Genomic DNA, 21,875 nt, shown 5'->3' on the forward strand with positions numbered 1-21,875 from the left:
GCACAAGTAGCTCCCACCATGTGGCTACTGCCCGGGTTATCCCGCACCTCTGCCGAGCCGCGCCTCCACCTGAAGGCAGCGCCGGCCGCGAGCCCCCTGATCCATCCGCGACAAAGTCGTCACATCTAAGGAACTCCATGAGCCAGACACTTCCGTCCGCCGAGCCAGGCATTGCCGCCCCGGCCGGGACGCCGAAGAAGGCAGCCCTCGCCAGCTTCCTGGGCAGCGCCGTCGAATACTACGACTTCTTCATTTTCGGATCCGCCGCCGCGCTGATCTTTCCCACGGTCTTCTTCCCGGATGCTGACGCAAACGCGGCCATCATGTCCTTCGCCACGTTCGGTTTCGCCTACGTGGCCCGCCCCGTGGGCGCCGTGATCCTGGGCCACTTCGGCGACAGGGTGGGCCGGCAGAAGGTCCTGATGTTCACCCTCCTCCTGATGGGTGCCTCCACCTTCCTCATTGGCTGCCTGCCGGACTTCAACACCGTCGGCTGGTGGGCTCCCGCCCTGCTGGTGCTGGCCCGGCTTTGCCAGGGCCTGTCCGCCGCCGGCGAGCAGGCCGGTGCTTCCTCCATGACCCTTGAGCATGCCCCGGACAACCGCCGGTCCTTCTTCACCTCGTGGACCCTCACCGGCACCCAAGGCGGCCAGATCCTCGCAGCCCTGGTCTTCATCCCCGTCCTGGCCCTCCCGGACGAGATCAAGTACGGCATCGGCTGGCGCGTTCCGTTCTGGCTGAGCGCCGTGGTGGTTGTTGTTGCCTTCTTCATTCGGCGCACCCTGCACGAGCCCCCGGCCTTCGAGGAAGCCCAGAAGACCGCCCAGATCTCCAAGCTCCCGGTTGCCGACCTGCTCAAGGCCCACTGGCGCGACGTCCTCCGCGTGATCTGCTGCGCCTTCATCGCCGCCGTCTCAACAGTCTTCGGCACGCTGGCCATCAGCTACGCCAAGACCGTGGCGGGCGTGGACGGAACCACAACCCTCTGGCTGGTCGTCGGCGCCAACCTCGTGGCCCTGGGCACCCAGCCGCTCTTCGGCATGCTGGCGGACAGGATCGGCCGTAAGCCAGTCTTCATCTATGGGGCGGTGGCCAGCGCCATCCTGACGCCCGTCTTCCTGCTGAGCCTTGAATCCGGCAGCGTGCCGCTGATGTTCCTGGCCGCCATCGGCTTCTTCTCCTGCGGCTACGCAGCCTCCAACGCCGTCTGGCCGTCCTTCTACGCCGAAATGTTCAGCACCAAGGTCCGCTTCTCCGGCCTGGCCATCGGCACCCAGCTGGGCTTCCTGATGGCAGGTTTCGCCCCGGCGATCGTGGCGGCCATGGGCGGGATCAGGCCCGGCGGCTGGGTCCAGATCAGCATCTTCACCGCCGTCATCTGCGGCATCGCGGCCATCTCCGCCCTGACTGCCAAGGAGTCCTACAAGATCCCCACCACGCAGCTCGGCCTCAAGTAGAACCCCGCCCGGCTGGAAGAACCGTCCAGCCCGGTTTTGGAACCGGAAAGCCCGCCATTCCCCCCATATGGCGGGCTTTCCCCGTCAAAAAATGGGCTGTTCCGGCGCCGCCGGGGGCAGCAAGACACGACCCCGGGTGGCCGGGGACGCCGGCGGCCTCCCCAAACCTACGGCCGGCCGGTCTCCAGCACCGACGCCAGGTTGAAGCCGACCGGTTCCTCCAGCTGCGCGTATGTGCACGATTCCGGGTCCCGGTCCGGCCGCCAGCGGTTGAACTGGGCCGTGTGCCGGAACCGTTCCCCCTCCATGTGGTCGTACCGCACCTCCACCACCAGCTCGGGGCGGAGCGGCACGAAGGACAGGTCCTTGCCGGCGCTCCAGCGGCTGCCCTCGGCGTTGCGCGGCGTCCGTTCCCCCTCCTCCTGCTTGGCCCACGCCCACGGGTGGTCATCGAAGGTGGTCACCAGCGGCTGGAGCTGCTCATACAGTTCCTTGCGCCGCTTCATGGGGAAGGCGCCGATCACGCCCACGCTGGCCAGGCCGCCGTCGTCCTTGTACAACCCCAGCAGCAGCGAGCCGATCACATCCGGCCCGCTCTTGTGCAGGCGGTATCCGGCCACCACGCAGTCGGCGGTGCGCTCGTGCTTGGTCTTGAACATCACCCGCTTGTCCGGCTCGTACCGGCCATCCAGGCGCTTGGCCACAACGCCGTCCAGCCCGGCGCCCTCGAACTGCCGGAACCATCGCTCCGCCGTGTCCTTGTCCGTGGTGGCGGCGGTGAGGTGGACCGGGGCCTTGCTTGCCGCGAGGGCCTTTTCCAGGGCCGCCCGCCGCTCGGTGAAGGGGCTCCCGGTGTAGTCGTCGTCACCCAGGGCCAGAAGATCGAACGCCACGAAGGAGGCCGGCGTCTGGGAAGCGAGCAGCTTGACCCGGCTGGCGGCAGGGTGGATGCGCTGCTGCAGGGCCTCGAAATCGAGGCGGTCCCCGGAGGAGCCCACCAGGATGATCTCGCCGTCCACAACGCAGCGCGGGGGCAGGTTTTCCTTCAGTGCCTCAACGAGCTCGGGGAAGTAGCGCGTCATGGGCTTCTCGTTGCGGCTGCCGATCTCCAGGTCGTCGCCGTCGCGGAAGATGATGGACCGGAAGCCGTCCCACTTTGGTTCGTAGCTGAGCTCCCCGCCTCCTGCAACACCAGGAATACCGCTGACGGCCTTTGCGAGCATGGGCGGGACGGGCGGCATCACGGGAAGTTCCATGCTGCCCATTCTTGCCCGGGAAGGTGCTCCGGCGTAAGACCACAGTCAGCAGACGGCAGGCTCAGCCCGCCAGCAGCCACACGATGAGGATCAGCGACGGCGCCGCTGCCGCCGTGGACAGCAGGACGGTTTCCCGGGCCACGGCAACCCCGCGCCCGTACTTGCCGGCGAACAGGAACACGTTCTGGGCCGTGGGAAGTGCCGCCATGAGCACCACGCCCAGGAGCATGTGATGGTCCAGGTTGAACAGGAAATGCCCCACGGCGAACGCGACCGCCGGCATCACCGCGGACTTCAGTGCTGTGGCCGTCAGGATCTCCGCCGTGTGCCCGCCGCTTCGGAGCATCCGGGTGCCGTGCAGGGACATGCCGAAGGCCAGCAGCACCACCGGGACGGCAGCCCCGCCCAGGAGGGTAAGGGGTGCCATCACCGGATCGGGAAGGTCCACCTTGAACGCGGCCAGGACCACGCCGAGCAGTGACGCGATGATCATCGGGTTGCGGAAGGGCTGGGAGAGCAGCAGCCTGGGCGACACCCGGCCGGCGGCGGAGAAGTCCAGCAAGGTGAGGACCACGGGCGCGAACAGGAGGAGCTGGACCAGCAGGACCGGCGCCACCGGGGTGGCGTCGCCCAGGGCGTACAGCGTGATGGGGATGCCTATGTTGTTGGCGTTGACGTAGGAGCTGGCCATCGCACCGATGGCGGTCTCGGCCAGCGGCCGCCGGAACCACAGCCTGCTGGCCAGCACGTACAGCAGTGCGGTGGCCGACGCCGTGGCCAGGGCCAGCGGAACGTAGGCGGAAAAGACCACGGTGAGGTCCGATTCCAGGACCACAGTGAACAGCAGGACGGGGTTGGTGATGAAGAAGGCAGTCCGCGTGAGCGCCGACACCGTGGGCTCCCCGCCCAGCCCGCAGCGCGCGGCAATGTACCCCACGGCGATGACCGCGCCGATGACCGCCAGCCCCACCAGCACACCGCCCACGAGTGGTACGTCCTTCCAGCTCCGCCGCCTGCGCAGGAATTCCGGGACGCGCAGTACTACAAGCTCCAAACTTATCTGACAAGTGGCGCCGGGCAGGGCAGCCCTCGACACGGCACCCCTGCGGACGGTAGAGGTTAACGATGGTTACTGTCGGCTTCCACGCCTCACACGAACAGATCAGTCCCGCCCAACTGCTCAAGGACGTCCAGCACGCGGAACAGGCAGGATTCGATGCCGCCATGTGCTCTGACCACATTGAGCCGTGGTCCGCCCGGCAGGGCCACTCCGGGTTCGCCTGGTCCTGGCTGGGCGCGGCGCTGGCCACCACCAGCCTGCGCTTTGGCGTGGTGACCGCGCCGGGCCAGCGGTACCACCCCGCCATCATCGCCCACGCCTCTGCCACCCTTGCCGGCATGTTTCCGGAACGGTTCTGGATGGCCACCGGAAGCGGGGAGAACATGAATGAGCACGTCACCGGTGACGCCTGGCCGCCGAAGGAAACACGGCAGCGCCGGCTGGAGGAGTGTGTTGAGGTAATCCGGCGGCTGCATCGCGGCGAAGAGGTCACACACCATGGCCTTGTTACCGTGGAACAGGCCCGGATCTGGGACGTGCCGGACTCCCCGCCGCCGATCATCGCCCCGGCCATCAGCGTGGAGACCGCCCGCCGGTCCGCCGCCTGGGCGGACGGCCTGGTAACGATCAACCAGCCCGCCGACAAGCTCAAGGACATGCTGGCGGCCTACCGGGACAACGGCGGCCGCGGCAAGGCCGCGCTGCAGGTGCACCTGTCCTGGGCCCCCCGTGAACAGGACGCGGCAGCCATTGCCCTGGACCAGTGGCGGACCAACACCTTCGCCCCGCCGGTCCCGTGGGACCTCCCCACAGCGGGGCATTTCGACGGCGTGAGCGGGCATATCGGCGAGGACCAGGTCAGGAAGGCGGTCAACGTCTCGGCAAGCCTGGACCAGCACGCCGAGTGGCTGGGGGCGTCCGCGGCCCTGGGCTTCGACGAACTCTACCTGCACTTTGTGGGTCAGGAGCAGGCCCCGTTCATTGATGCGTTTGCAGCGGATGTGCTTCCTCAGCTGCAGGGCTCGCAGGTCCAGGCGCCGGCGCAGGCACCCGCATGAGGCTCGCCGAAACTTCGGACCTCTGGTGGAAGAACGCCGTCGTGTACTGCCTGGACGTGGAGACGTTCTTTGACGACGACGGCGACGGCACCGGCGATTTCGCCGGCCTCACCCAGCGCGTGGACTACCTGGCCGCGCTCGGAGTGACATGCATCTGGCTTATGCCGTTCTACCCCTCCCCGGACCGGGACGACGGGTACGACGTGACGGACTTTTTCGCCGTGGATCCCCGGCTGGGCACCATGGGGGACCTGGTGGAGTTCATCCGGGCGGCAAGGGACCGTGGCATGCGCGTCATCGCCGACTTCGTGGTGAACCACACCTCGGACCAACACCCCTGGTTTATCGAAGCCAGGAAATCCACGGACAACAAGTACCGCGACTACTACGTGTGGCGGAGCGACACTCCCCCGGACACCTCCTCGGAGGTTGTGTTCCCGGGCGAAGAGGACTCGCTGTGGGAAAAGGACGAAACCACCGGCGAGTGGTACCTGCACATGTTCGCCAAGCACCAGCCGGACCTCAATGTCACCAACCCCTCCGTGCGGAACGAGATCGCCAAGGCGATGGGGCTGTGGCTGGAACTGGGCCTGGACGGGTTCCGGCTGGACGCGGTGCCCTTCTTCCTGGAAACCAGGGGGCAGCCCAGGGACGAGGCGGCCAACCTGGATCCGCACGGCTTCCTTGCCGCCCTGCGCAGTTTCGTGAGCCGCCGTAACGGCAGCGCCGTGCTGCTGGGCGAGGTCAACCTGCCCTACAAGGAACAGGTGGAGTTCTTCGGCGGGCCGGACGGCAACGAACTCAACATGCAGTTCGATTTCATGTCCATGCAGTACATCTACCTGTCCCTGGCCCGCGGGGATGCCCGGCCCCTGGCTGAAACGCTCAAGAGCCGCCCGCCGCTGCACCCGGACAACCAATGGGCCATGTTCGTGCGCAACCATGACGAGCTGACCCTGGACAAGCTCAGCGACGGCGAGCGCGAGGAGGTGTTCGCAGCTTTCGGGCCCCGGAAAAACATGCAGATCTATGGACGGGGGCTGCGCCGGAGGCTTCCGCCGATGCTGGGCGGCGACCCTGAGCGCCTCCGCATGGTTTATTCGCTGATGTTCGCCCTGCCCGGCACGCCGGTGCTGTTCTACGGTGAGGAAATCGGCATGGGCGAGGACCTCCGGCAAAAGAGCCGGGCAGCGGTGCGCACGCCGATGCAGTGGAACGACGGGAAAAACGGCGGCTTTTCCACGGCCAAGGCCGCGGACCTGGTGGCACCGCTGGCCCGGGGAGAATACGGTCCCGAGCACGTCAATGCCGCGGCCGCCAAACGCGACCCCGGCTCGCTGTTCAACTTCATGGTCACCCTGATCCGCCGCTACCGGGAATCCGCAGAGCTTGGCTGGGGGGACTTCGCCATCATTGAGCAGTCCGAGCCGGCGGTCTTCGCGCACACCTGCAGCACGGACACCGGCGCACTGGTGCTCCTGCACAACTTTGGGGAGGAGCCCGTGAAGGTGAAAGGGACGGTGGGCGCTGAGGACGGGCCCGCGAATGCGTTCAGGGATGCCACCCTGCTGGACCTGTTCGACGGCGACGACGTCACCCTGGATCCCGACGGCGGCTTCACCGTGGAACTGGAACGTTACGGCTACCGCTGGTACCGCCTCCACCGCAAAGGGGACAGGCTGGCACCATGACGCTGGCAGCTTTAGCGGCGGCTTTGGCGGCGGGGTCCTCGGTGGACTACGGCTCTCACGTTACTGCCCAAGGTACTCCCGGCGACGGGAAGGGGATCTCGTGAGGTGGGTGGTCCCACTGCTCGTCGTGGTGCTCGGTGGGGCCGTCTTCGTGCTCGGCGGCGCCGATGATTCCCCAGGCCTGCAGGGCATCGGTGCGGTGCTCATGGCAGGCGGGATCATCCTCGGCGTCCGCGGCGTGCGCCGGGACCGCCGCCGGCGGTAGGCAGCAGGCACCGTTGAAGCACCACGCAACTGTGCCGGGGCTGCATCACGGCCACCGGTACTCCGACCGTAGCCGGCACGTCGTCGCCGCCCGGGTGTGAAAAAATCAACCATGCGCCCCATGCAGCACTCCAGCAAGCTCCAGAACGTCCGGTACGAACTCCGCGGACCCATCCTCCAGGCTGCCAAGGCCATGGAGGCGGAAGGGCACCGGATCCTCAAGATGAACCTTGGGGACACGGCGCCGTTCGGCCTGGAAACGCCGGAGTCCGTGGTGGTGGACATGATCCACCACCTGAGGGGCGCCCAGGGATACAGCGACTCGAAGGGGATCTTCTCCGCACGGACCGCCATCTCGCAGTACTACCAGACGCGCGGCCTGATGCAGATCGGGGTGGAGGACATCTTCGTCGGCAACGGCGTCAGCGAGCTCATATCGATGTGCCTGCAGGCGTTTATGGAAAACGGCGACGAGATCCTGGTGCCGGCACCGGATTACCCGCTGTGGACTGCCGCGGTCACGCTGACAGGGGGCAAGCCGGTGCACTACCTCTGCGACGAGGGGGAGAACTGGTGGCCGGACATGGCCGACGTCGAGGCAAAGATCACCAGCCGCACCAAGGGGATTGTGATCATCAACCCCAACAACCCCACGGGCGCCGTCTACCCGCGGCACATCCTGGAGCAGTTCGCGGCTTTGGCCCGGAAACACCACCTGGTCCTGTTCTCGGACGAGATCTACGAGAAGGTGCTTTATGAGGAGGCCCAGCATATCCACACTGCGGCCGTAGCCGAGGACGTCTGCTGCCTGACGTTCAGCGGACTGTCCAAGGCCTACCGCATGCCCGGCTACCGGGCAGGCTGGGTTGCCATCACCGGACCACTTGCCGCAACCGCCGCGTACCGCGAAGGACTGGAGCTGCTGGCCTCCCTGCGGCTATGCCCCAACGTCCCGGCCCAGCATGCCATCCAGACCTGCCTTGGCGGCTACCAGAGCATCGACGCCCTGGTGCGGCCCGGGGGCAGGCTCCGTGAACAGCGCGATCTCGCCTACCAGCTCCTAACCGAGATACCGGGCGTGACGTGTGTTCCCGCGGCGGGAGCCATGTACCTGTTCCCCCGCCTCGATCCGGAGCTCTACCCCATCAGCAGCGACGAGCAGTTTGTCCTGGACCTGCTGAAGGACCAGAAGATCCTCGTTTCGCATGGTTCCGCGTTCAACTGGCCGACGCCGGACCACTTCCGGTTTGTGATCCTTCCGTCCGTCCTGGACATCCGGGAGGCTGTGCACCGCATCTCCACCTTCCTGGCGGCATACCGCGCCAGCGTGGAACTGCCCTAGCCCCACAAGGCCGCGGCCGCCGTCGGGCCTTGCCCAGTTCTGCTGCGGTGCCCGGGAACCGCTGTCCGGGAAACAGCTCCGGCGCGAAGAACTAACCCGCGCCTAACCGCGGGGAAACGCGGACGCAACATTGCCTGGGCACACTGGATTCTGCAGGCAAGAGCCGGCACCAGCCCCAGCCAGGAGGCCACGCCATGAAGCAGAAAGCGACACCACATGTGACCCGAGTCCGCGCCCTGGACCAGCTCCATCGCGGCGACGAGATTGAAGCCCGCCTCTCCGTGGGCCCTTCCTACGACGACGTTGTGATCCGCCGCGGGAGTGTCCAGGAAACCGCGCCGGGCATCGGCGTGGTCTGGATCCTGGACCGGCTCACCGGCCTGCGCAAAGCCATCAATACGGACGAATGCAGCGTTTGGCGGCTCGCCTGAAATTGTCGGGATCCGCGGCCCGGGCGTAGCCAGCAAGGGCTGCCCGCCGCACCGGAATCTTCGACACCAGGGCCGTTCAGCCTCCGGCAACCGACTGGATGACCAGCACCTCCTGGCCAGGAGCCACCTCGGTTTCCAGGCCCTGCAAGCGCCGCACCTCGTCCCCGCCGACGTACACATTCACGAAGCGCCGCAGCGCGCCGGTCTCGTCACGGAGCCGCCGGGCCAGCACTGCGAAGTCCGAGGTCACCGCATCGAGGAGTTCTTCCACCGTAACCGGCCCGTCGGCGGGCGCAGTCAGGACGGACTGCCCGCCGGCCAGCGGCTGCAGGACGCTGGGAAGCACCACCCTGATTTCCCGCATGCTGCTGTCAGGCACCGGCTATCACGGCTGCCCGGACACAGAGCACATCCGGAAGATGGGACACAACCTCCTGGAACGTCCCGCCTTCGTCCGCACTCGCGTAGACCGAGCCGCCGCGCGTCCCAAAATAGACCCCGGCCGGCTCCGCTGTGTCCACGGAGGCAGCATCGCGCAGGACGCTGTTGTACTCCCCCGTGGGCAGGCCGTTGCTGAGCCTTTGCCAGGTGGATCCGGCGTCGTCCGTGCGGTGGACGGCCAGTTCGCCGTCCGGCGGAATGCGTTCGCCGTCCGCTTTCAGAGGGATGACCCACGCTGTCCCCTCCCGGCGGGGATGGGTGAGCATTACAAAGCCGAAATCCGCCGGCAGCCCCTCCGCGATGGAGTCCCAGCTGTCCGCGTTGTCATCCGTGCGGTAGACGCCGTGGTGGTTCTGGGCGTAGAGGCGGCCGTCGACGGCGGCATCCGCTGCGATCTTGTGCACGCACTGCCCGAACTCCGGGTTGGGATCGGGCATGAAGTAGGCCGAAATGCCGCGGTTGCGCGGCTCCCAGGACGTGCCGCCGTCGAGCGACCGGTAGACGCCTCCCGTGCTCATGGCCACGTGGACCGTGTCCCCGGCCGGATGGACCACGATGGAGTGCGCGGCGGCACCGCCGTAGCCCGCGCCCCACTCGCTGCGGTGGGGGTGGTCCCACAACCCGCGGTTCAGTTCAAAGTGTTCACCGCCGTCGGTGGATTTCCAGACGGAGATGGGCTCCGCTCCTGCCCAGACGACGCCCGGCCGCGCTTCGGCGTCCGGATAGATCTGCCAGATGCGCTCCAGCGCGGCACCCGTGTCCTCCGGAAACCTGACGGCGCCCTGCTCGGGCTCGGACCAGGTGGCGCCCAGGTCATCGGAGTGTGCAACGGTGGGACCCCAATGCTCGCTGCGGACGCCCACCATGATCCTGGTCCGGCCTTCCCGGGTGTCGATGCCTATGCTGGGGATCTCGCTCATCAGGAAATGCGGGCCGGTGAAAGACCACTGTTGCCTGTCCTTGCTGGTGGCCAGCCAGAGGCCCTTTTTGGTCCCGATCGCTAAGACAAAACTCTCTGCGGTTGCCATGCCCACCATGCAACCACCGCGCACAGCAGCCCGCAATGGTTATTTTGCCTCTCTGCCGGGCGTGCGGAGGGCTAGTCCACGAACTCCGACTGGGTTTCGATAAAGTCCCAGTCCGCCGGGGTCAGGACGGCCGCCGGATTGTCGGGATGCGGGCCGCCGGCTTCCGCAATCCCCTGGAGCACCGGAAGGGGCAGCTCATCGGCCCGAAGGTTTTCCCGCAGCCATTCCTTGCTTGCCAGGTCCAGGTCCAGCCACCACATGTAGATTTCCATGACTTCATGCACCTTTCGTATGTTCCAACGTTAGGCCCGGGCGGATGCGCGGACAAGACTCGCCTGTGGCAGGCAGGTAGCCAGTGCAGGGAGTCCGCCGGTGATGCGGGTACCCGCAAGTAACCGCATGGACGGGCCGCCGGAAAAGACGAGTACCCCCTACTCAGGACTGCCTCCGGCCGCCCCCCTAGCCTGAAAACTCAAGCAAGCTGACCGTGTTGCTGGGGCATTCGGCGCAAGTGCTGGCCTCCTCATCATGGTCCGTTTCACCAAAAGAACCTGGGGAGAAAACAATGAAACGTACCTTTGTGACTGTGGGGGTCGTCGGGCTGGGGCTGCTCAGCGTGACGGCACCGGCCATGGCAGCGCCTGAAAGAGTCATCGTCTGCCACAACGACGGAGGCAGCTGGGCGCCGCTGGAATTCAACATCAACGGCCTGAACGGCCACGACCAGCACCCGCTGGACATCATTCCGCCCACCTCCGAGTCGCCCGGCAAGAACTGGACCGACGCCGGAAAGCTCCTCTACGTCGAGAAATGCGCGGCGTTGCCGCCGGGCGAAACACTGCCGGAGGTGCCGGACGAGGAGCCGGCTGAGGAGGAACCGGTGGTGGAGACGCCGGTAGTGGAAACACCTGTGGTGGAAACGCCGGTGGCGGAAACGCCTGTGGCGGAAACGCCTGTTGTTCAGACGCCCGCCGGGGAGACACCCGCGCTGACACCTGCTGCCGAGCAGTCCGCGGTGGTTCCGCCGGCAGCAGCGCCCGGTGTGGCCCCGCAGGCAGCCGCGCCGGTTGCGCCTGCTCAGCGGGCAGCCGTCCAGCAGCCAACCGCTGTAACGGGGGCCACGAGCCTCGGTACCAATCAGGGGTACAACGCCCAGACCGCCGTCGGTGGTTCTGACAGCACCCCGTCATGGCTGGCCGGGCTGGGAGCGTTGGCGGCAGCAGGAGCGGCAGTGGCTCTCCGCCGCCGGTCCCGCCCGTTCACCCCGGCCGGCTGATACAGCAGGGGCAGCACCGCCGCAGCCCTGGCTCGTGGCTTGGTCAGCACGGACTGGGCTGCGGCCCTTGACAGGGAAGGCGTCCCGCCAGTGCCCGGCGGGGCGTCTTCCCTCCTTTCGTCTAATCCCTTCGTAAATATCGAGGAGCACCATGGCCAAGGTCCACAGCCGGCACGCAGCGGGCGCGAAGCGCGCACCGCGGCGCTGGAACCGTGGGGACCTGACCATTCTTCTGTGCGGCATCCTGGCGTTCCTGTCCATCACCTTTGGCGCACCACTCCTGACGCACACGGCCCCGGATGTCAGCACGGAGGGTTCGCTGGTGGTTGTCCAGCCAGCCGCCGCAGGCGTCCCGGCCACAGACCCGGCGCCTATCGCGGTTACGGGTACAGCGGAAGGAACCGCCGCGCCTTTCGACTCCTCCGCCAGTCCCGCTGCGGCCCCCCTGCTGCCCGAAGCCGCAGAGCCCCGCCGCATACGCTACCCATCCGCCGGCTTCGACGTCCCCGTCCACCGCCTGGACCTGGATAGCGACGCCCAGGCAAACCAGACCGTTGTGCCGCCCGAAACCAAGGACGGCTACTGGCTGGCGCCCTTCGGCACCCCCGGCCACGGCTCAGCCAACACCACCTACGTCATCGGCCACAGCTGGGACGGCGCGGAGGCACCTTTTAATCACCTGAGTTCAGCGGCAACAGTGGGTGACCGGTTCGAGGTGGACACCGCAACCGGCACCATCCCTTACCAGGTGGACACCGTCACCACGTACCTCAAGGCCACCCTCAAGGACAGCCCCATTTGGGAGATCGTGCCCAACCGCCTGGTCCTGATCAGCTGCTACACGGAGGACCCATGGGGGAAAAACGTGGTTGTCACAGCCTCGCCCGCCGTTCCCTGACGGCCCGAAAGGCACACGCTCTCCACACGCCCTATCCAAGAGCATTCAAGGAGGCTGAAAATAAGCTATGAGCCCGGAACAGATGAGCAGTAACCCGCCCCTGGTGGTGGGCATCGCACCCGGACAGCACGCGGAAGTCCTGCAGACCGCCGTCTCACTCGCCGCCCGCCTGGGGACGCGGTTGCTCTGCGCCTATGTGGATGAGGCCAGCTTCCTGGTGGACTGGGACCCTGCGCGGCCCGCCCACCGGCTTTCCCTGCACCCCGACACGGACGACGCCAACATCGGAGCCGTGGCACTGGAGCTTAAGTCGGCCATAGAAGCGGCGGTGGCAGGCGTCCCGCCCGGTACCGCAGCGGCGGAATGGACCCTGCAGACCCTCGCCGGGGATCCTGCCCGCGCACTCGCCCGGCTCGCAGCCGAAAGCGACGCGCCGATGATCATCGTGGGAACCTCTGAGCGCGGCTTCTCCCATCGCCTGGCGGAAGCCCTCAGCGGGTCCGTGGGTGCCTGGCTCACGCACCACCAAAGCAGGCCTGTCCTCATAGTTCCCTACCGGATGCCTGCCCATGACGACCGGCCGTGAAACTAAAGCGAAAGTAGTTATTCGGGGTGCTGGCGGACCGGACTACCAGCCAGTATGCTGAATCAAGCAAGACGGGTTCCAGCGCGATGGAACCCGGATATTGCCCAAAAGCTGCTCCGGAGTGCGTATCCCCCAATAACGCACTCCGGAGCTTTTTTGTGCCCCGGCCTCGAGGCCGCCCAGGGCGGCCCATACCCCGTGGGGGTACTTGCTGGTATACCCCAAGGGGGTATAGGGTGGGACCATGAGCGGAATTGAAGAAGCAGTCAGCGGGCACGCCACGGACCTGCAGCCGCCGCACGGCTATACGGGCAATAAAGAGGCTTACCTCCGCCGGCTAAAGCGCATCGAGGGCCAGGTCCGCGGGATCGCGCGCATGGTGGATGAGGACAAGTACTGCATCGACATCCTCACGCAGGTCGCGGCCGTCACCAAGGCCCTGCACGCCGTCAGCCTTGGCCTGGTGGAAGAGCACATCGGCCACTGCGTGGTGGGGGCCGCCTCCGAACCCGACCCGGCAGCCCGCGCCGACGCAATCGACGCCAAGGTTAAGGAAGCCGCCGACGCCATCGGCCGGCTGCTCCGCTGACGAAAAACCTACCCAACAAGCGCCGGTTACCGCCGGCAAACCTGAAGGAGCAGCCATGAGCACCACCTCCCCCACCACCACACGGGTCAGCGTCTCAGGAATGACCTGTGGCCACTGCGTTTCGGCAGTCAGCGAAGAACTCGAAGCGCTGGCCGGCGTCGAAGAGGTAACCGTGGAACTGAACGCCGGAGGCATCTCCACAGTGACCATCACCTCCAGCTCGGAGCTGTCCCCTTCAGAGATCGGGGAAGCGGTCGCCGAGGCCGGCTACCTCGTCGTCGCCAACGAAGCCTAAGAACGCCACTGAAACAGGGGACCCCATGAGCAACCAGGAACTCCTCCACCAGCCCGCTACCCGGGTGGTGGAACTCGACATCGAGGGCATGACCTGCGCCTCCTGCGTCAACCGGGTGGAGAAGAAACTTGGCAAGCTCGACGGCGTGCAGGCCTCGGTCAACCTACCCCTGGAATCAGCCCACGTCACGGTGCCGGCAGGCATCACTGACGAGCAGATCACGGCAACAGTGGAGGCCGCGGGGTACAAGGCAACCATCCGCCAGCCACTCAAACAGGACCAAAGCCCGGCCAGCGAAACCGGGGACCTCCCCGCAGCGAAGCTCCGCCCCCGCCTGATCCTTGCAGCGGTTCTGACTGTCCCTGTCTTCGTCATCTCGATGGTGCCGGGAGCCCAGTTCCCGCACTGGGGCTGGGTGGCAGCCCTGCTGGCCTTGCCGGTGGTGACCTGGGCAGCCTGGCCATTCCACCGGGCCGCGGCCATTAACGCCCGCCACTTTGCATCCACCATGGACACGCTGGTGTCCATCGGCGTGACGGCGGCGTACCTGTTCTCCGCCTGGCAGCTGCTCGCAGATCCCCGCTTGACTGAACATCCGGGGATGGAAGGCATGGAAACCGGCGGCCTCTACTTTGAGGTGGCAGCCGTCGTCACCACGTTCCTGCTCCTGGGCCGCTTCCTTGAGGCCAATGCCAAGCAAAAGGCCGGCGATGCCCTGCATGCACTGCTGAACCTGGGCGCCAAGGATGCCACCGTCCTCCGTGACGGCAAGGAACAGCGCATCCGGGCCGACCGCCTTCAGGTGGATGATGTCCTGGTGGTCCGCCCCGGTGAAAAGATCGCCACCGACGGCGTGGTGACGGACGGGGACTCGGCCGTGGACGCCTCACTGGTGACCGGCGAATCGGTGCCCGTGGAGGTAGGCCCGGGAAGCCGGGTCACGGGCGCCACCATCAACACCTCGGGCCGCCTGCTGGTGCGTGCAACCCGCGTTGGCTCCGAGACGACCCTCGCCCAGATGGCACGGCTCGTATCGCAGGCGCAGACCGGCAAGGCACCCATTGCCCGCCTCGCTGACCGCATCAGTTCAGTCTTTGTTCCGGTGGTGCTGGCCATTGCCGCGCTCACGTTCGTCCTCTGGCTCCTCTTCACGGGACCGGACGTGGGCAGCGACGACCTGCGCTCGGCGTTCACCGCCGCCGTCGCCGTGCTGGTGATTGCCTGCCCGTGCGCGCTGGGCCTCGCCACCCCGGTTGGCCTGCTGACGGGAACGGGGCGCGGCGCCCAGCTGGGCATCCTCATCAAAGGGCCGCAGGTTCTGGAGGACACCCGCACCGTTGACACCATTTTGCTGGACAAGACCGGGACCGTGACCACCGGCGTCCTTGCCGTGGACGCGACGCTTGCCTTCGGGAACTTCGGGGAACGCGAGGTGCTGCGCCTGGCGGGCGCCGTGGAGGCAGCGTCGGAGCACCCGGTGGCCAGGGCCATCGCTGCCGCGGCCCGTGCGGATACCAGGGGGCTGCGCACAACGGACGACGACGGCGCCCTCCCTGCCGTGGAAGGCTTCCGTTCCGCGCCCGGCGGCGGCGTTACCGGAACCGTTGAGGGCCGGGTGGTCCTGGCAGGCCGGACAGGCTGGCTGGAGCAGAACAACATCACCATCCCGCAGGAGCAGCAGGCTTCACTGGCAGCTGCGGAAGCCTCCGGCGCCACCGCCATCTGGGTTGCCGTGGACGGTCTCGTTGCCGGCATCATCAGCCTTCGGGACACCCTCAAGGAAGGCTCCGCCGCCGCCATCGCACACCTGAAGCGGCTGGGCCTGCGCCCCATCCTGCTCACCGGTGACAACGCGGCCGTTGCAGCCCAGGTGGCGGCCGCCGTCGGCATAGCCACGGAAGACGTCTACGCGGGGGTCCTGCCCGAAGGGAAAGTGGAGGCGGTGCGCAGGCTCCAGGCCGGCGGCGCCACCGTGGCCATGGCCGGAGACGGCGTGAATGACGCAGCCGCACTGGCCCAGGCTGACCTGGGTATTGCGATGGGTTCCGGCACGGACGTGGCCATCGAAGCCGCGGACCTGACGGTGATGGGCAACAACCTTGCCCAGGTGGCGCAGGCCATCGAACTCTCCCGCAGGACCCTTGCCACCATCAAGACCAACCTCTTTTGGGCATTCTTCTACAACGCCGTGGGCATCCCGGTAGCTGCCCTGGGCCTGCTCAACCCGATGATCGCCGGGGCCGCCATGGCCGCCAGCTCGGTCCTGGTGGTGGCCAACTCCCTGCGGCTGCGGAGCTTCGGCAAGCAGCCGCCGGCCAGCTAGGGCACGCCACGCAGCTTCTGCGCTCAGGCGGCGCCGTAGCGAACGGCCGCCCGCGCCCGGGCCTTGGCTGCCTCTGCCTCCCGGTCCTTGGGCGGCGCTTGCGAAACAAGGGCGTCCAAAAGGTGCTGGGTGATGTGGGCGATCTCGTGGACGGCCTCATCAAAGGCTTCCTGGTTGGCCTTGGACGGCTTGGTGCTGCCGCTGATCTTTCGCACGTACTGCAGTGCGGCGGCGTGCACTTCCTCCGAGGTGGCGTGCGGTTCGAAGTTGTGGAGGGTTCGGATATTCCGGCACATACAGCCATGCTAGGCTCTGGAACGCCTGGGATCGACCCCCCTCGGAACGGTTTGCACACGCACCGGCGATGGGGAGCCCGGCATGGGCAGGGCTGCCCATCGACGCTGCCTCAGGGGCCGGGGTAGGTTTTAGGCAATGGATCTTCCGGATGAGCCGGGGGGCCGAGGGGGATGCCGACCTGGTTCGGATCCACGATTCTATGAGGAGAAACTGATGGCTATTTGGGGTGCAGACGTTCAGCAGCTTCGTCAGCTGGGCAGCAAGCTTCAGGCAGGTGCAACCGAGATCGACAACCAGAAGTCCAATCTCAACAGCCTTCTGCAGAGCACCAACTGGAAGGGACCGGACGCGGACAAGTTCCGCGACGAATGGTCCGGTACCCACACCACCATGCTGACCAAGGTGGCCGACGCGCTCAGGGAAGCCGGCACCAAGGCCAAGCGCAACGCCGAACAGCAGGAGCAGGCCTCCAACTAGTCCCTGCGCACTGCGCAAGGTCCGTCAGGCGGGCCCGGACACCCCACGGGTGTCCGGGCCCCGCCGCGTTTAAGGGCCGGCCCGGCCTGGTGCCGCAACGGCTAAGGGACGGGTTCGACGTCGTTCGCGTGTTCCAGCGGCGACGCCGCCCTGGGCAGTTCCTGGCCGCGAGGCTCCTCCCCGCCCGCTGCGCGGCCGGCGGCCAGCCCCCGCAGCTCATCGAGCCGGACCAGTACCACGCCGCCCACGATCAGGACGCCGCCGAGGAGCTGGATGGCCCCCGGCAGTTCACCGAGCAGCAGCCACGCCCACACGACGGCGAAGAGGACCTCGGTCAGCGACACGAAGGACGCCACCTTGGAGCCCAGCGCCCGTGCGGCCATGATGCCGGAGACGTAGGCCAGCACGGTTGCCAGGACCACCAGCCCCGCCAGCGGCACCCACCAGGGTGTGATCCAGGGTCCCAGCCTGGTGTCCGCCGTGTTGAATGCCATGGGCAGCAGGCCGGTGGCAGCCGCAAGCCACATCACGGCGGCACCGACAAATAGCCCGCCCGAGGCCAGCACGATGGGCGGCAGTGTGTCATTCTCCTTCGCGGTGATGAAGAAGTAGATGGCAAGGCACACGGCAGCAGCCATTCCCCAAAGGACGCCAACAACATCGATCTTGACGGCGCCCGTCAGGTCAAGGACCAGGACCAGGCCGGCGAGGGACAGCAGCGTCCCGCCAAAGGTCAGCAGTCGCGGCCGCTTCCGGCTGGCGGCCCACAGCCAGAGCACAATGATCACCGGGGCAAGGTATTCGAGGAGCAGCGCCACGCCTACCGACAGCCTCGCAACTGCGTTGAAGTAGAAGAGCTGGCAGGCTGCGACGCCGATCAGCCCGAACAGCCCGATGGTCACCCAGTTGTCCCGCAGTTGATGCCAGCGGCCCCTCAGCGCGGGGATGGCGGGCACGGCAAGGATCAGGGCTGCGCCGGTGAGCCGGGCCGTGACGGCCGCCCCCGGCGTCCACCCCGATTCCAGGAGCGCCTTGGCGAAGGACCCGGAAAGGCCGAAGACCGCGGAGGAGAACAGTGCAATGCCCAGGCCGGAGGCGAGGAAGCCGCGCCTGGCTGCGGGCAGACGGCCGGGCGCGCGGCGTGCAGAGGACATTGGTCGCCTCCTGTCAGGAGTAAAATGGGGTTATGGTCATGACAGTACGGGACGGCGCTGTAAGGAGTCAAGATGGTTTTTGCCCCTGACACTGAGGTGGCACTGCGGACCGTGGTGAACCTGGTCAATTCAGCTGCGAACGGGAGCGAGGGCCTTGCCACCCAGGCGGACCTGGACCGCTTCCTGGCGGCCGAGGGCTTCAGCGGGTCCCGCACCCGGGACGGGGATGAGCTGGAAAGCGTCCGCCGCCTGCGCCACGAGCTTTCCGAGCTGTGGACGGCGGATGAGGACGCCGCGGTGGAAACGGTAAACCGCCTCTTGCGGGAGGCGCGCGCCCTGCCCCAGCTGGTCAAGCACGACGACTGGGACTGGCACTTGCACGCCACCACGCCGGAGGCTCCGCTGGTGTACAGGATGAGCACGGAGGCCGCGATGGCCCTGGCGGATGTCATCCGCGGCAAGGAGATGGACCGGATGCGGACCTGCGAGGCGGAGGATTGTGATGCCGCCGTCCTGGACCTCAGCCGGAACAGGTCAAAGCGCTACTGCGATACGGGCAACTGCGCCAACCGCGCGCACGTCGCCGCCTACCGGGCGCGGCAGGCGGCCACCGGTTAGTGGCTGCCCCGGGTGTCCGTGCCGTCAGCCGGCGGGTCCTGCAGGCCTGGGGCTGCGCCGTAGCCATGGGACGGCTTCCGGGCTGAACTGAGGTTCACGCCTGAGCCCTTGCCCAGGTGCTCTGCGTTCTCCTTGTGGCTCATGGAGAGCATTGCCGCCACCACCAGCGTGACGATGAATGCGATGCCGGCCGCGGTGAAGGCCAGGTCAAAGCGGGGGGCACGGGCGCTGCCGCCGGAAGCGAAGATGACAACGGCAAGGAAAGCGATTACGGCCCAGAACGCGGAGAACATCAGCGGGCCCCTCACCGAGGTCCGCAGCTTGCGCGGTTTTCCTGGATGCTGGTCTGCCACGGTGGTTCCTCCCTGCAGGCGGCACGCCGGCCGGCCTGGTTTAAGTGTTGCGGTGGTTTGCCCGGCAATTTTTTCTACAAGAAGTAGAACCGCGCTTTCCTAGTTTACGGCTTACCGGCGGCGCTGCGGGCATCGTGCCGGAGAGTCAGGCCTGACAGGACCCACAGGACACCCGAAATAATCGCCCCTCCGCCGGCCACGCCCAGCAGCGCGTGGGCGCCCAGCCCGATAAAGAACGGCAGGAGGGCTGCGGTGCCGAGGCCAATAATTCCGGAAGTTATCCAGTCGCGGGCCAGGACGTGGCGGCCGCGGAGCGTCAGCCCGATGGCCAGCTCAAGCGCTCCCGCCAGGCCGAGGCCCACGGCAGCGACCACGCCAAACAGCAGGTCCCCATGCATCAGCACCAGGGCAAATCCCGCGCCTGCCATCACCGCACCCGCGGCCGAGAGCATCTTGCCCGGCGCGGCTCCCTGGGGCAGCCCGGCGGCGGGAACACTGCGGAGCAGCAGCACGCCGGTAGCCAGAAGGTACAGCCCTCCGGCCCATCCCATGACCTCGATGGAGGGCGCCGCCCAAAAGATGGTGAGGGCACCGAACACCAGGGCTGCGGCCGAGCGGAGCAGGACCGGCTGCCAAAGGCCGGGCCCGGCATCGGTTCCGGAAGTGGTGCCTGCGGGTGTCCTTGGTTGCGTCACCGGTCCAGTTTAGTGGCGGCTAGGCGCCAGCCGAACTTCGCACGCATCCCGGCCGGCGCTCATGCGGACCCGAGCACCATCCAGCGGTCCGACCGGGCGCGCAGGCCGAGCGTCACGGCGCGGGCCGCCATGTAGCCGAGGGCAAAGGCGGCCCAGAGCCAGGCCAGGCCCGCGCCGCCCGAGGCTCCCAGCAGTGCAACGGCCACAAGCAACGGCACGTAGGCGGCGAGATTCATCACACCGGCCAGGGCAAGGTACCTGGCGTCCCCGGCGCCGATCAGCACCCCGTCCAGGACGAAGACGTACCCGGCGAGGGGCTGGCCCGCGGCGAGGACCCACAGGGCAAGGGCCAGCGCCGACCTCACCTCGGGATCGGAAGTGAAGAGGGCACCGGCCCACGGAGCCGCTACCGCGAGGAGTAGTCCCGTCACCGCGCCAAAGCCAAGCCCCCAGCGGACCATGGTTCCGGTGAGGAGCCGCGCCTTGCCGGCATTCGAGGCTCCCAGCTCCTTGCCGATCAGCGCCTGGGCGGCAATGGCCAGCGCATCCAGGGCGAAGGCGAGGAAGGAAAATATGGTCATTGCCAGCTGGTGGGCGGCAAGGTTGACAGCGCCCTGCGAGGTCACCACAACCACCATTGCCAGGATGGCGATTCTGAGGCTCAGGGTGCGCAGCATCAGCCAGGATCCCACGCGCGCCATGCTGCGGATGCCCCGCCAGCTGGGCAGCAGGCCCACCCCGTTGCGCACCGCGTTCCGCCTGACGATGGCCAGGTAGACGCCGGCCATGGCCCATTGCGCCACGCTGGTGCCCACCGCGGAGCCGGCTACTGACCATCCCAGCCCGTAGACAAGCCACAGGTTCAGCACGATGTTCAGGGCGAAGCCGGCAGTGGCCACCACCAGCGGCGTCCGGGTGTCCTGCAGTCCGCGGAGGAGGCCCGTGCCGGCAAAGATGAGCAGCATGGCCACCAGCCCCGGCATGGACCAGCGCAGGTAATCGACGGCGAAGGCGCGCACCTCGCCGTCCGCCCCCAGGAGTCCGACCAGCGGATCCGCCGCCAGGAAGCCGGCCACTGCGAGGACCACGCCGAGCAGCAGTGCCAGCCACACGCCGTCGCGCCCGGCCGCTAGGGCTTTCCCCAGCTGGCCGTCGCCGATGGCACGCGCCACGGCGGGAGTGGTGGAGTAGGCCAGGAAAACCATCAGGCCCACAGCGGTATGCAGCACCGCCGAAGCCAGTCCAACCCCGGCCAGCTGCGCCACTCCGAGGTGGCCGATGATGGCGGAATCGGCAAGCAGGAACAGCGGTTCGGCCACAAGCGCACCGAAGGCCGGGACGGCCAGCCGAAGGATTTCGCGGGCCTGCCCCTTACGCGGCGCAGCGGTGGCGGGGGCAGGCAGGTAAGGCACGCTGTCAGCCTAATCGGCCGGCCGCAGGCAGGCCGACTTGCATGACTAGGGACACATTATGACGTTAATGGTTGACTCTTCAACTATCTACCGTGGACACTGGAACCATGAATCAGTCACGACTCACCACCACCGCCATCACCGCCCTCCGGATTGTCCTGGGCTTCCTTTTCGCCGCCCACGGGTGGCAGAAGTTCAACGAATGGACCATTGCGGGAACGCAGGCCTCGTTCGTCAAGATGGGCGTTCCGGCAGCGGAAATTGCCGCACCGGCCGTTGCCGTGCTGGAACTTGCAGGCGGCATCGCCCTGATCCTGGGCATCCTCACCCGCGTGGTGGCAGCACTGCTGGCCCTGAACATGCTGGGCGCCCTCTTCCTGGTTCACGCCCCGGCCGGCGTTTTTGCCGCCAACGGCGGGTACGAGCTGGTGCTGCTCCTCGCAGCTGGAGCTTTTGCCCTGGCCCTGACCGGCGCCGGCCGCGCCTCAGTGGACCGCGCCCTCTTCGGCCGCAGCAACTCAAGGCTTGCCGTCCTGGCCTGACCCACCACCTCCGGCTCGAGTCCGGAAACGCGCGACGGCGGATGGGCACCTCGGTGCCCGTCCGCCGTCGGCCGTTAACCCGCCCAACCCGCCCCCGGAACCGCCGGATCGCCGGAAGACTGCGGGCTCGCCGTTCCGGGACGGCGAAGCGGGCGCTTTCCGGCGATGCCGGTGCCCGCGGGCTGCTGCAGGGCCCACGCACCCCTAACAATCCCGAACATCTAACCCCATAAAGTCACGGGAAAGTTGGGAAAACGCTTGCCATGACGGCATCCGGGCTGGTAAACCAAGATTGCCGCAGTCAGAACTGCGGCACCTTTCCCAGGTCTCAG

At 67.2% G+C, this 21,875-nt stretch carries 25 protein-coding genes; 15 read left to right on the forward strand and 10 right to left on the reverse strand.

What is annotated here, in order from left to right; translation table 11 throughout:
* The first annotated feature begins 137 nt into the window (after positions 1-137).
* The gene (locus IEX33_RS05230) at positions 138-1,457 is read left to right on the forward strand and encodes an MFS transporter (RefSeq protein WP_104186834.1); all 1,320 of its coding nucleotides are present in this window, start codon (positions 138-140) and stop codon (positions 1,455-1,457) included.
* Positions 1,458-1,624: 167 nt separating this feature from the next.
* On the opposite strand, the gene IEX33_RS05235 is transcribed toward IEX33_RS05230, so the two are convergent.
* Positions 1,625-2,713, reverse strand: a complete 1,089-nt coding sequence (locus IEX33_RS05235) for an ATP-dependent DNA ligase (RefSeq protein WP_188728345.1) — start codon at positions 2,711-2,713, stop codon at positions 1,625-1,627.
* 61 nt (positions 2,714-2,774) lie between these two features.
* Positions 2,775-3,698: an AEC family transporter gene (locus tag IEX33_RS05240; protein WP_188729166.1), complete on the reverse strand. Its 924-nt coding sequence runs from the start codon at positions 3,696-3,698 to the stop codon at positions 2,775-2,777.
* Positions 3,699-3,838: 140 nt separating this feature from the next.
* Between IEX33_RS05240 and IEX33_RS05245 the strand changes: the two genes are divergently transcribed.
* The 5 genes from IEX33_RS05245 to IEX33_RS05265 all read left to right on the forward strand — a co-directional run bounded on the left by IEX33_RS05245 (position 3,839) and on the right by IEX33_RS05265 (position 8,559).
* Positions 3,839-4,831 (forward strand): TIGR03885 family FMN-dependent LLM class oxidoreductase, encoded by a 993-nt coding sequence (locus IEX33_RS05245; RefSeq protein ID WP_188728347.1) that lies wholly within the window; start codon positions 3,839-3,841, stop codon positions 4,829-4,831.
* On the forward strand, positions 4,828-6,522 hold the full coding sequence (locus IEX33_RS05250) for an alpha-amylase family protein (protein ID WP_188728349.1): 1,695 nt from the start codon (positions 4,828-4,830) through the stop codon (positions 6,520-6,522). Before IEX33_RS05245 ends, IEX33_RS05250 begins: the two co-directional genes overlap by 4 nt.
* A gap of 100 nt (positions 6,523-6,622) precedes the next feature.
* Positions 6,623-6,787, forward strand: a complete 165-nt coding sequence (locus IEX33_RS05255) for a hypothetical protein (protein ID WP_188728351.1) — start codon at positions 6,623-6,625, stop codon at positions 6,785-6,787.
* A gap of 111 nt (positions 6,788-6,898) precedes the next feature.
* Complete coding sequence (locus IEX33_RS05260; RefSeq protein ID WP_188728354.1) at positions 6,899-8,128, forward strand: pyridoxal phosphate-dependent aminotransferase; 1,230 nt, start codon at positions 6,899-6,901, stop codon at positions 8,126-8,128.
* Positions 8,129-8,322: 194 nt separating this feature from the next.
* Positions 8,323-8,559: a hypothetical protein gene (locus IEX33_RS05265; protein WP_066272548.1), complete on the forward strand. Its 237-nt coding sequence runs from the start codon at positions 8,323-8,325 to the stop codon at positions 8,557-8,559.
* A 76-nt stretch (positions 8,560-8,635) separates the two neighbouring features.
* Here the strand turns inward: IEX33_RS05265 and IEX33_RS05270 are convergent, their stop codons facing one another.
* The 3 genes from IEX33_RS05270 to IEX33_RS05280 form a co-directional block, all read right to left on the reverse strand.
* Positions 8,636-8,923: a MoaD/ThiS family protein gene (locus tag IEX33_RS05270; protein WP_188729167.1), complete on the reverse strand. Its 288-nt coding sequence runs from the start codon at positions 8,921-8,923 to the stop codon at positions 8,636-8,638.
* A gap of 7 nt (positions 8,924-8,930) precedes the next feature.
* Positions 8,931-10,037: a WD40/YVTN/BNR-like repeat-containing protein gene (locus IEX33_RS05275; protein ID WP_188728356.1), complete on the reverse strand. Its 1,107-nt coding sequence runs from the start codon at positions 10,035-10,037 to the stop codon at positions 8,931-8,933.
* A gap of 62 nt (positions 10,038-10,099) precedes the next feature.
* A complete protein-coding gene (locus IEX33_RS05280; protein ID WP_104187071.1) occupies positions 10,100-10,300 on the reverse strand; it encodes a hypothetical protein in 201 nt (66 codons plus the stop codon).
* 293 nt (positions 10,301-10,593) lie between these two features.
* On the opposite strand from IEX33_RS05280, the gene IEX33_RS05285 reads away from it, so the two are divergent.
* The 6 genes from IEX33_RS05285 (at position 10,594) to IEX33_RS05310 (ending at position 15,995) form a co-directional block, all read left to right on the forward strand.
* Positions 10,594-11,304, forward strand: coding sequence for a hypothetical protein (locus IEX33_RS05285; RefSeq protein WP_188728358.1), 711 nt, complete (start codon positions 10,594-10,596; stop codon positions 11,302-11,304).
* A 151-nt stretch (positions 11,305-11,455) separates the two neighbouring features.
* Positions 11,456-12,202, forward strand: a complete 747-nt coding sequence (locus IEX33_RS05290; RefSeq protein ID WP_188728360.1) for a class F sortase — start codon at positions 11,456-11,458, stop codon at positions 12,200-12,202.
* Between the two features lie 67 nt (positions 12,203-12,269).
* Complete coding sequence (locus IEX33_RS05295; RefSeq protein WP_104186814.1) at positions 12,270-12,788, forward strand: universal stress protein; 519 nt, start codon at positions 12,270-12,272, stop codon at positions 12,786-12,788.
* 244 nt (positions 12,789-13,032) lie between these two features.
* On the forward strand, positions 13,033-13,377 hold the full coding sequence (locus IEX33_RS05300; RefSeq protein WP_188728362.1) for a metal-sensitive transcriptional regulator: 345 nt from the start codon (positions 13,033-13,035) through the stop codon (positions 13,375-13,377).
* A 55-nt stretch (positions 13,378-13,432) separates the two neighbouring features.
* Positions 13,433-13,672 carry a heavy-metal-associated domain-containing protein gene (locus tag IEX33_RS05305; RefSeq protein WP_188728363.1) on the forward strand — a complete coding sequence of 80 codons (240 nt, stop codon included), beginning with the start codon at positions 13,433-13,435 and terminating at the stop codon, positions 13,670-13,672.
* Positions 13,673-13,697: 25 nt separating this feature from the next.
* The gene (locus IEX33_RS05310; protein WP_188728364.1) at positions 13,698-15,995 is read left to right on the forward strand and encodes a heavy metal translocating P-type ATPase; all 2,298 of its coding nucleotides are present in this window, start codon (positions 13,698-13,700) and stop codon (positions 15,993-15,995) included.
* A gap of 23 nt (positions 15,996-16,018) precedes the next feature.
* Here IEX33_RS05310 and IEX33_RS05315 read toward each other — a convergent pair whose 3' ends face one another.
* Positions 16,019-16,291, reverse strand: a complete 273-nt coding sequence (locus IEX33_RS05315) for a DUF2277 domain-containing protein (RefSeq protein WP_174177798.1) — start codon at positions 16,289-16,291, stop codon at positions 16,019-16,021.
* Positions 16,292-16,505: 214 nt separating this feature from the next.
* Here IEX33_RS05315 and IEX33_RS05320 point away from each other — a divergent pair, with 214 nt between their 5' ends.
* Positions 16,506-16,769, forward strand: a complete 264-nt coding sequence (locus IEX33_RS05320) for a WXG100 family type VII secretion target (protein WP_104186801.1) — start codon at positions 16,506-16,508, stop codon at positions 16,767-16,769.
* Positions 16,770-16,870: 101 nt separating this feature from the next.
* On the opposite strand, the gene IEX33_RS05325 is transcribed toward IEX33_RS05320, so the two are convergent.
* Positions 16,871-17,923, reverse strand: a complete 1,053-nt coding sequence (locus IEX33_RS05325; RefSeq protein WP_188728366.1) for an EamA family transporter — start codon at positions 17,921-17,923, stop codon at positions 16,871-16,873.
* A 72-nt stretch (positions 17,924-17,995) separates the two neighbouring features.
* Between IEX33_RS05325 and IEX33_RS05330 the strand changes: the two genes are divergently transcribed.
* Positions 17,996-18,541 (forward strand): CGNR zinc finger domain-containing protein, encoded by a 546-nt coding sequence (locus IEX33_RS05330; protein ID WP_104186797.1) that lies wholly within the window; start codon positions 17,996-17,998, stop codon positions 18,539-18,541.
* Here IEX33_RS05330 and IEX33_RS05335 read toward each other — a convergent pair.
* The 3 genes from IEX33_RS05335 to IEX33_RS05345 form a co-directional block, all read right to left on the reverse strand.
* Complete coding sequence (locus IEX33_RS05335; protein ID WP_104186795.1) at positions 18,538-18,894, reverse strand: hypothetical protein; 357 nt, start codon at positions 18,892-18,894, stop codon at positions 18,538-18,540. The genes IEX33_RS05330 and IEX33_RS05335 overlap by 4 nt on opposite strands.
* A 104-nt stretch (positions 18,895-18,998) precedes the next feature.
* Entirely contained in the window at positions 18,999-19,589 is a 591-nt protein-coding gene (locus IEX33_RS05340) for a hypothetical protein (protein WP_188728367.1), read from the reverse strand.
* Positions 19,590-19,648: 59 nt separating this feature from the next.
* Positions 19,649-21,001 carry an MATE family efflux transporter gene (locus tag IEX33_RS05345; RefSeq protein WP_188728370.1) on the reverse strand — a complete coding sequence of 451 codons (1,353 nt, stop codon included), beginning with the start codon at positions 20,999-21,001 and terminating at the stop codon, positions 19,649-19,651.
* Between the two features lie 107 nt (positions 21,002-21,108).
* On the opposite strand from IEX33_RS05345, the gene IEX33_RS05350 reads away from it, so the two are divergent.
* A complete protein-coding gene (locus IEX33_RS05350) occupies positions 21,109-21,543 on the forward strand; it encodes a DoxX family protein (protein WP_188728372.1) in 435 nt (144 codons plus the stop codon).
* The last annotated feature ends 332 nt before the right edge of the window (positions 21,544-21,875 follow it).

This window comes from Pseudarthrobacter scleromae, from assembly GCF_014644515.1.
In the GTDB taxonomy this organism is placed as follows: Bacteria; Actinomycetota; Actinomycetes; order Actinomycetales; family Micrococcaceae; genus Arthrobacter; species Arthrobacter scleromae.

Excerpts from the sequence above, each read along its gene's own strand:
- IEX33_RS05230 (WP_104186834.1), top strand. The coding sequence starts at position 138 with ATGAGCCAGACACTTCCGTCCGCCGAGCCAGGCATTGCCGCCCCGGCC.
- IEX33_RS05245 (WP_188728347.1), top strand. The coding sequence starts at position 3,839 with ATGGTTACTGTCGGCTTCCACGCCTCACACGAACAGATCAGTCCCGCC.
- IEX33_RS05315 (WP_174177798.1), bottom strand. The coding sequence starts at position 16,291 with ATGTGCCGGAATATCCGAACCCTCCACAACTTCGAACCGCACGCCACC.
- IEX33_RS05285 (WP_188728358.1), top strand. The coding sequence starts at position 10,594 with ATGAAACGTACCTTTGTGACTGTGGGGGTCGTCGGGCTGGGGCTGCTC.
- IEX33_RS05235 (WP_188728345.1), bottom strand. The coding sequence starts at position 2,713 with ATGGAACTTCCCGTGATGCCGCCCGTCCCGCCCATGCTCGCAAAGGCC.
- IEX33_RS05320 (WP_104186801.1), top strand. The coding sequence starts at position 16,506 with ATGGCTATTTGGGGTGCAGACGTTCAGCAGCTTCGTCAGCTGGGCAGC.
- IEX33_RS05295 (WP_104186814.1), top strand. The coding sequence starts at position 12,270 with ATGAGCCCGGAACAGATGAGCAGTAACCCGCCCCTGGTGGTGGGCATC.
- IEX33_RS05350 (WP_188728372.1), top strand. The coding sequence starts at position 21,109 with ATGAATCAGTCACGACTCACCACCACCGCCATCACCGCCCTCCGGATT.
- IEX33_RS05270 (WP_188729167.1), bottom strand. The coding sequence starts at position 8,923 with ATGCGGGAAATCAGGGTGGTGCTTCCCAGCGTCCTGCAGCCGCTGGCC.
- IEX33_RS05260 (WP_188728354.1), top strand. The coding sequence starts at position 6,899 with ATGCGCCCCATGCAGCACTCCAGCAAGCTCCAGAACGTCCGGTACGAA.
- IEX33_RS05325 (WP_188728366.1), bottom strand. The coding sequence starts at position 17,923 with ATGTCCTCTGCACGCCGCGCGCCCGGCCGTCTGCCCGCAGCCAGGCGC.
- IEX33_RS05275 (WP_188728356.1), bottom strand. The coding sequence starts at position 10,037 with ATGGTGGGCATGGCAACCGCAGAGAGTTTTGTCTTAGCGATCGGGACC.
- IEX33_RS05310 (WP_188728364.1), top strand. The coding sequence starts at position 13,698 with ATGAGCAACCAGGAACTCCTCCACCAGCCCGCTACCCGGGTGGTGGAA.
- IEX33_RS05250 (WP_188728349.1), top strand. The coding sequence starts at position 4,828 with ATGAGGCTCGCCGAAACTTCGGACCTCTGGTGGAAGAACGCCGTCGTG.
- IEX33_RS05330 (WP_104186797.1), top strand. The coding sequence starts at position 17,996 with ATGGTTTTTGCCCCTGACACTGAGGTGGCACTGCGGACCGTGGTGAAC.
- IEX33_RS05290 (WP_188728360.1), top strand. The coding sequence starts at position 11,456 with ATGGCCAAGGTCCACAGCCGGCACGCAGCGGGCGCGAAGCGCGCACCG.
- IEX33_RS05300 (WP_188728362.1), top strand. The coding sequence starts at position 13,033 with ATGAGCGGAATTGAAGAAGCAGTCAGCGGGCACGCCACGGACCTGCAG.
- IEX33_RS05265 (WP_066272548.1), top strand. The coding sequence starts at position 8,323 with ATGAAGCAGAAAGCGACACCACATGTGACCCGAGTCCGCGCCCTGGAC.
- IEX33_RS05280 (WP_104187071.1), bottom strand. The coding sequence starts at position 10,300 with ATGGAAATCTACATGTGGTGGCTGGACCTGGACCTGGCAAGCAAGGAA.
- IEX33_RS05305 (WP_188728363.1), top strand. The coding sequence starts at position 13,433 with ATGAGCACCACCTCCCCCACCACCACACGGGTCAGCGTCTCAGGAATG.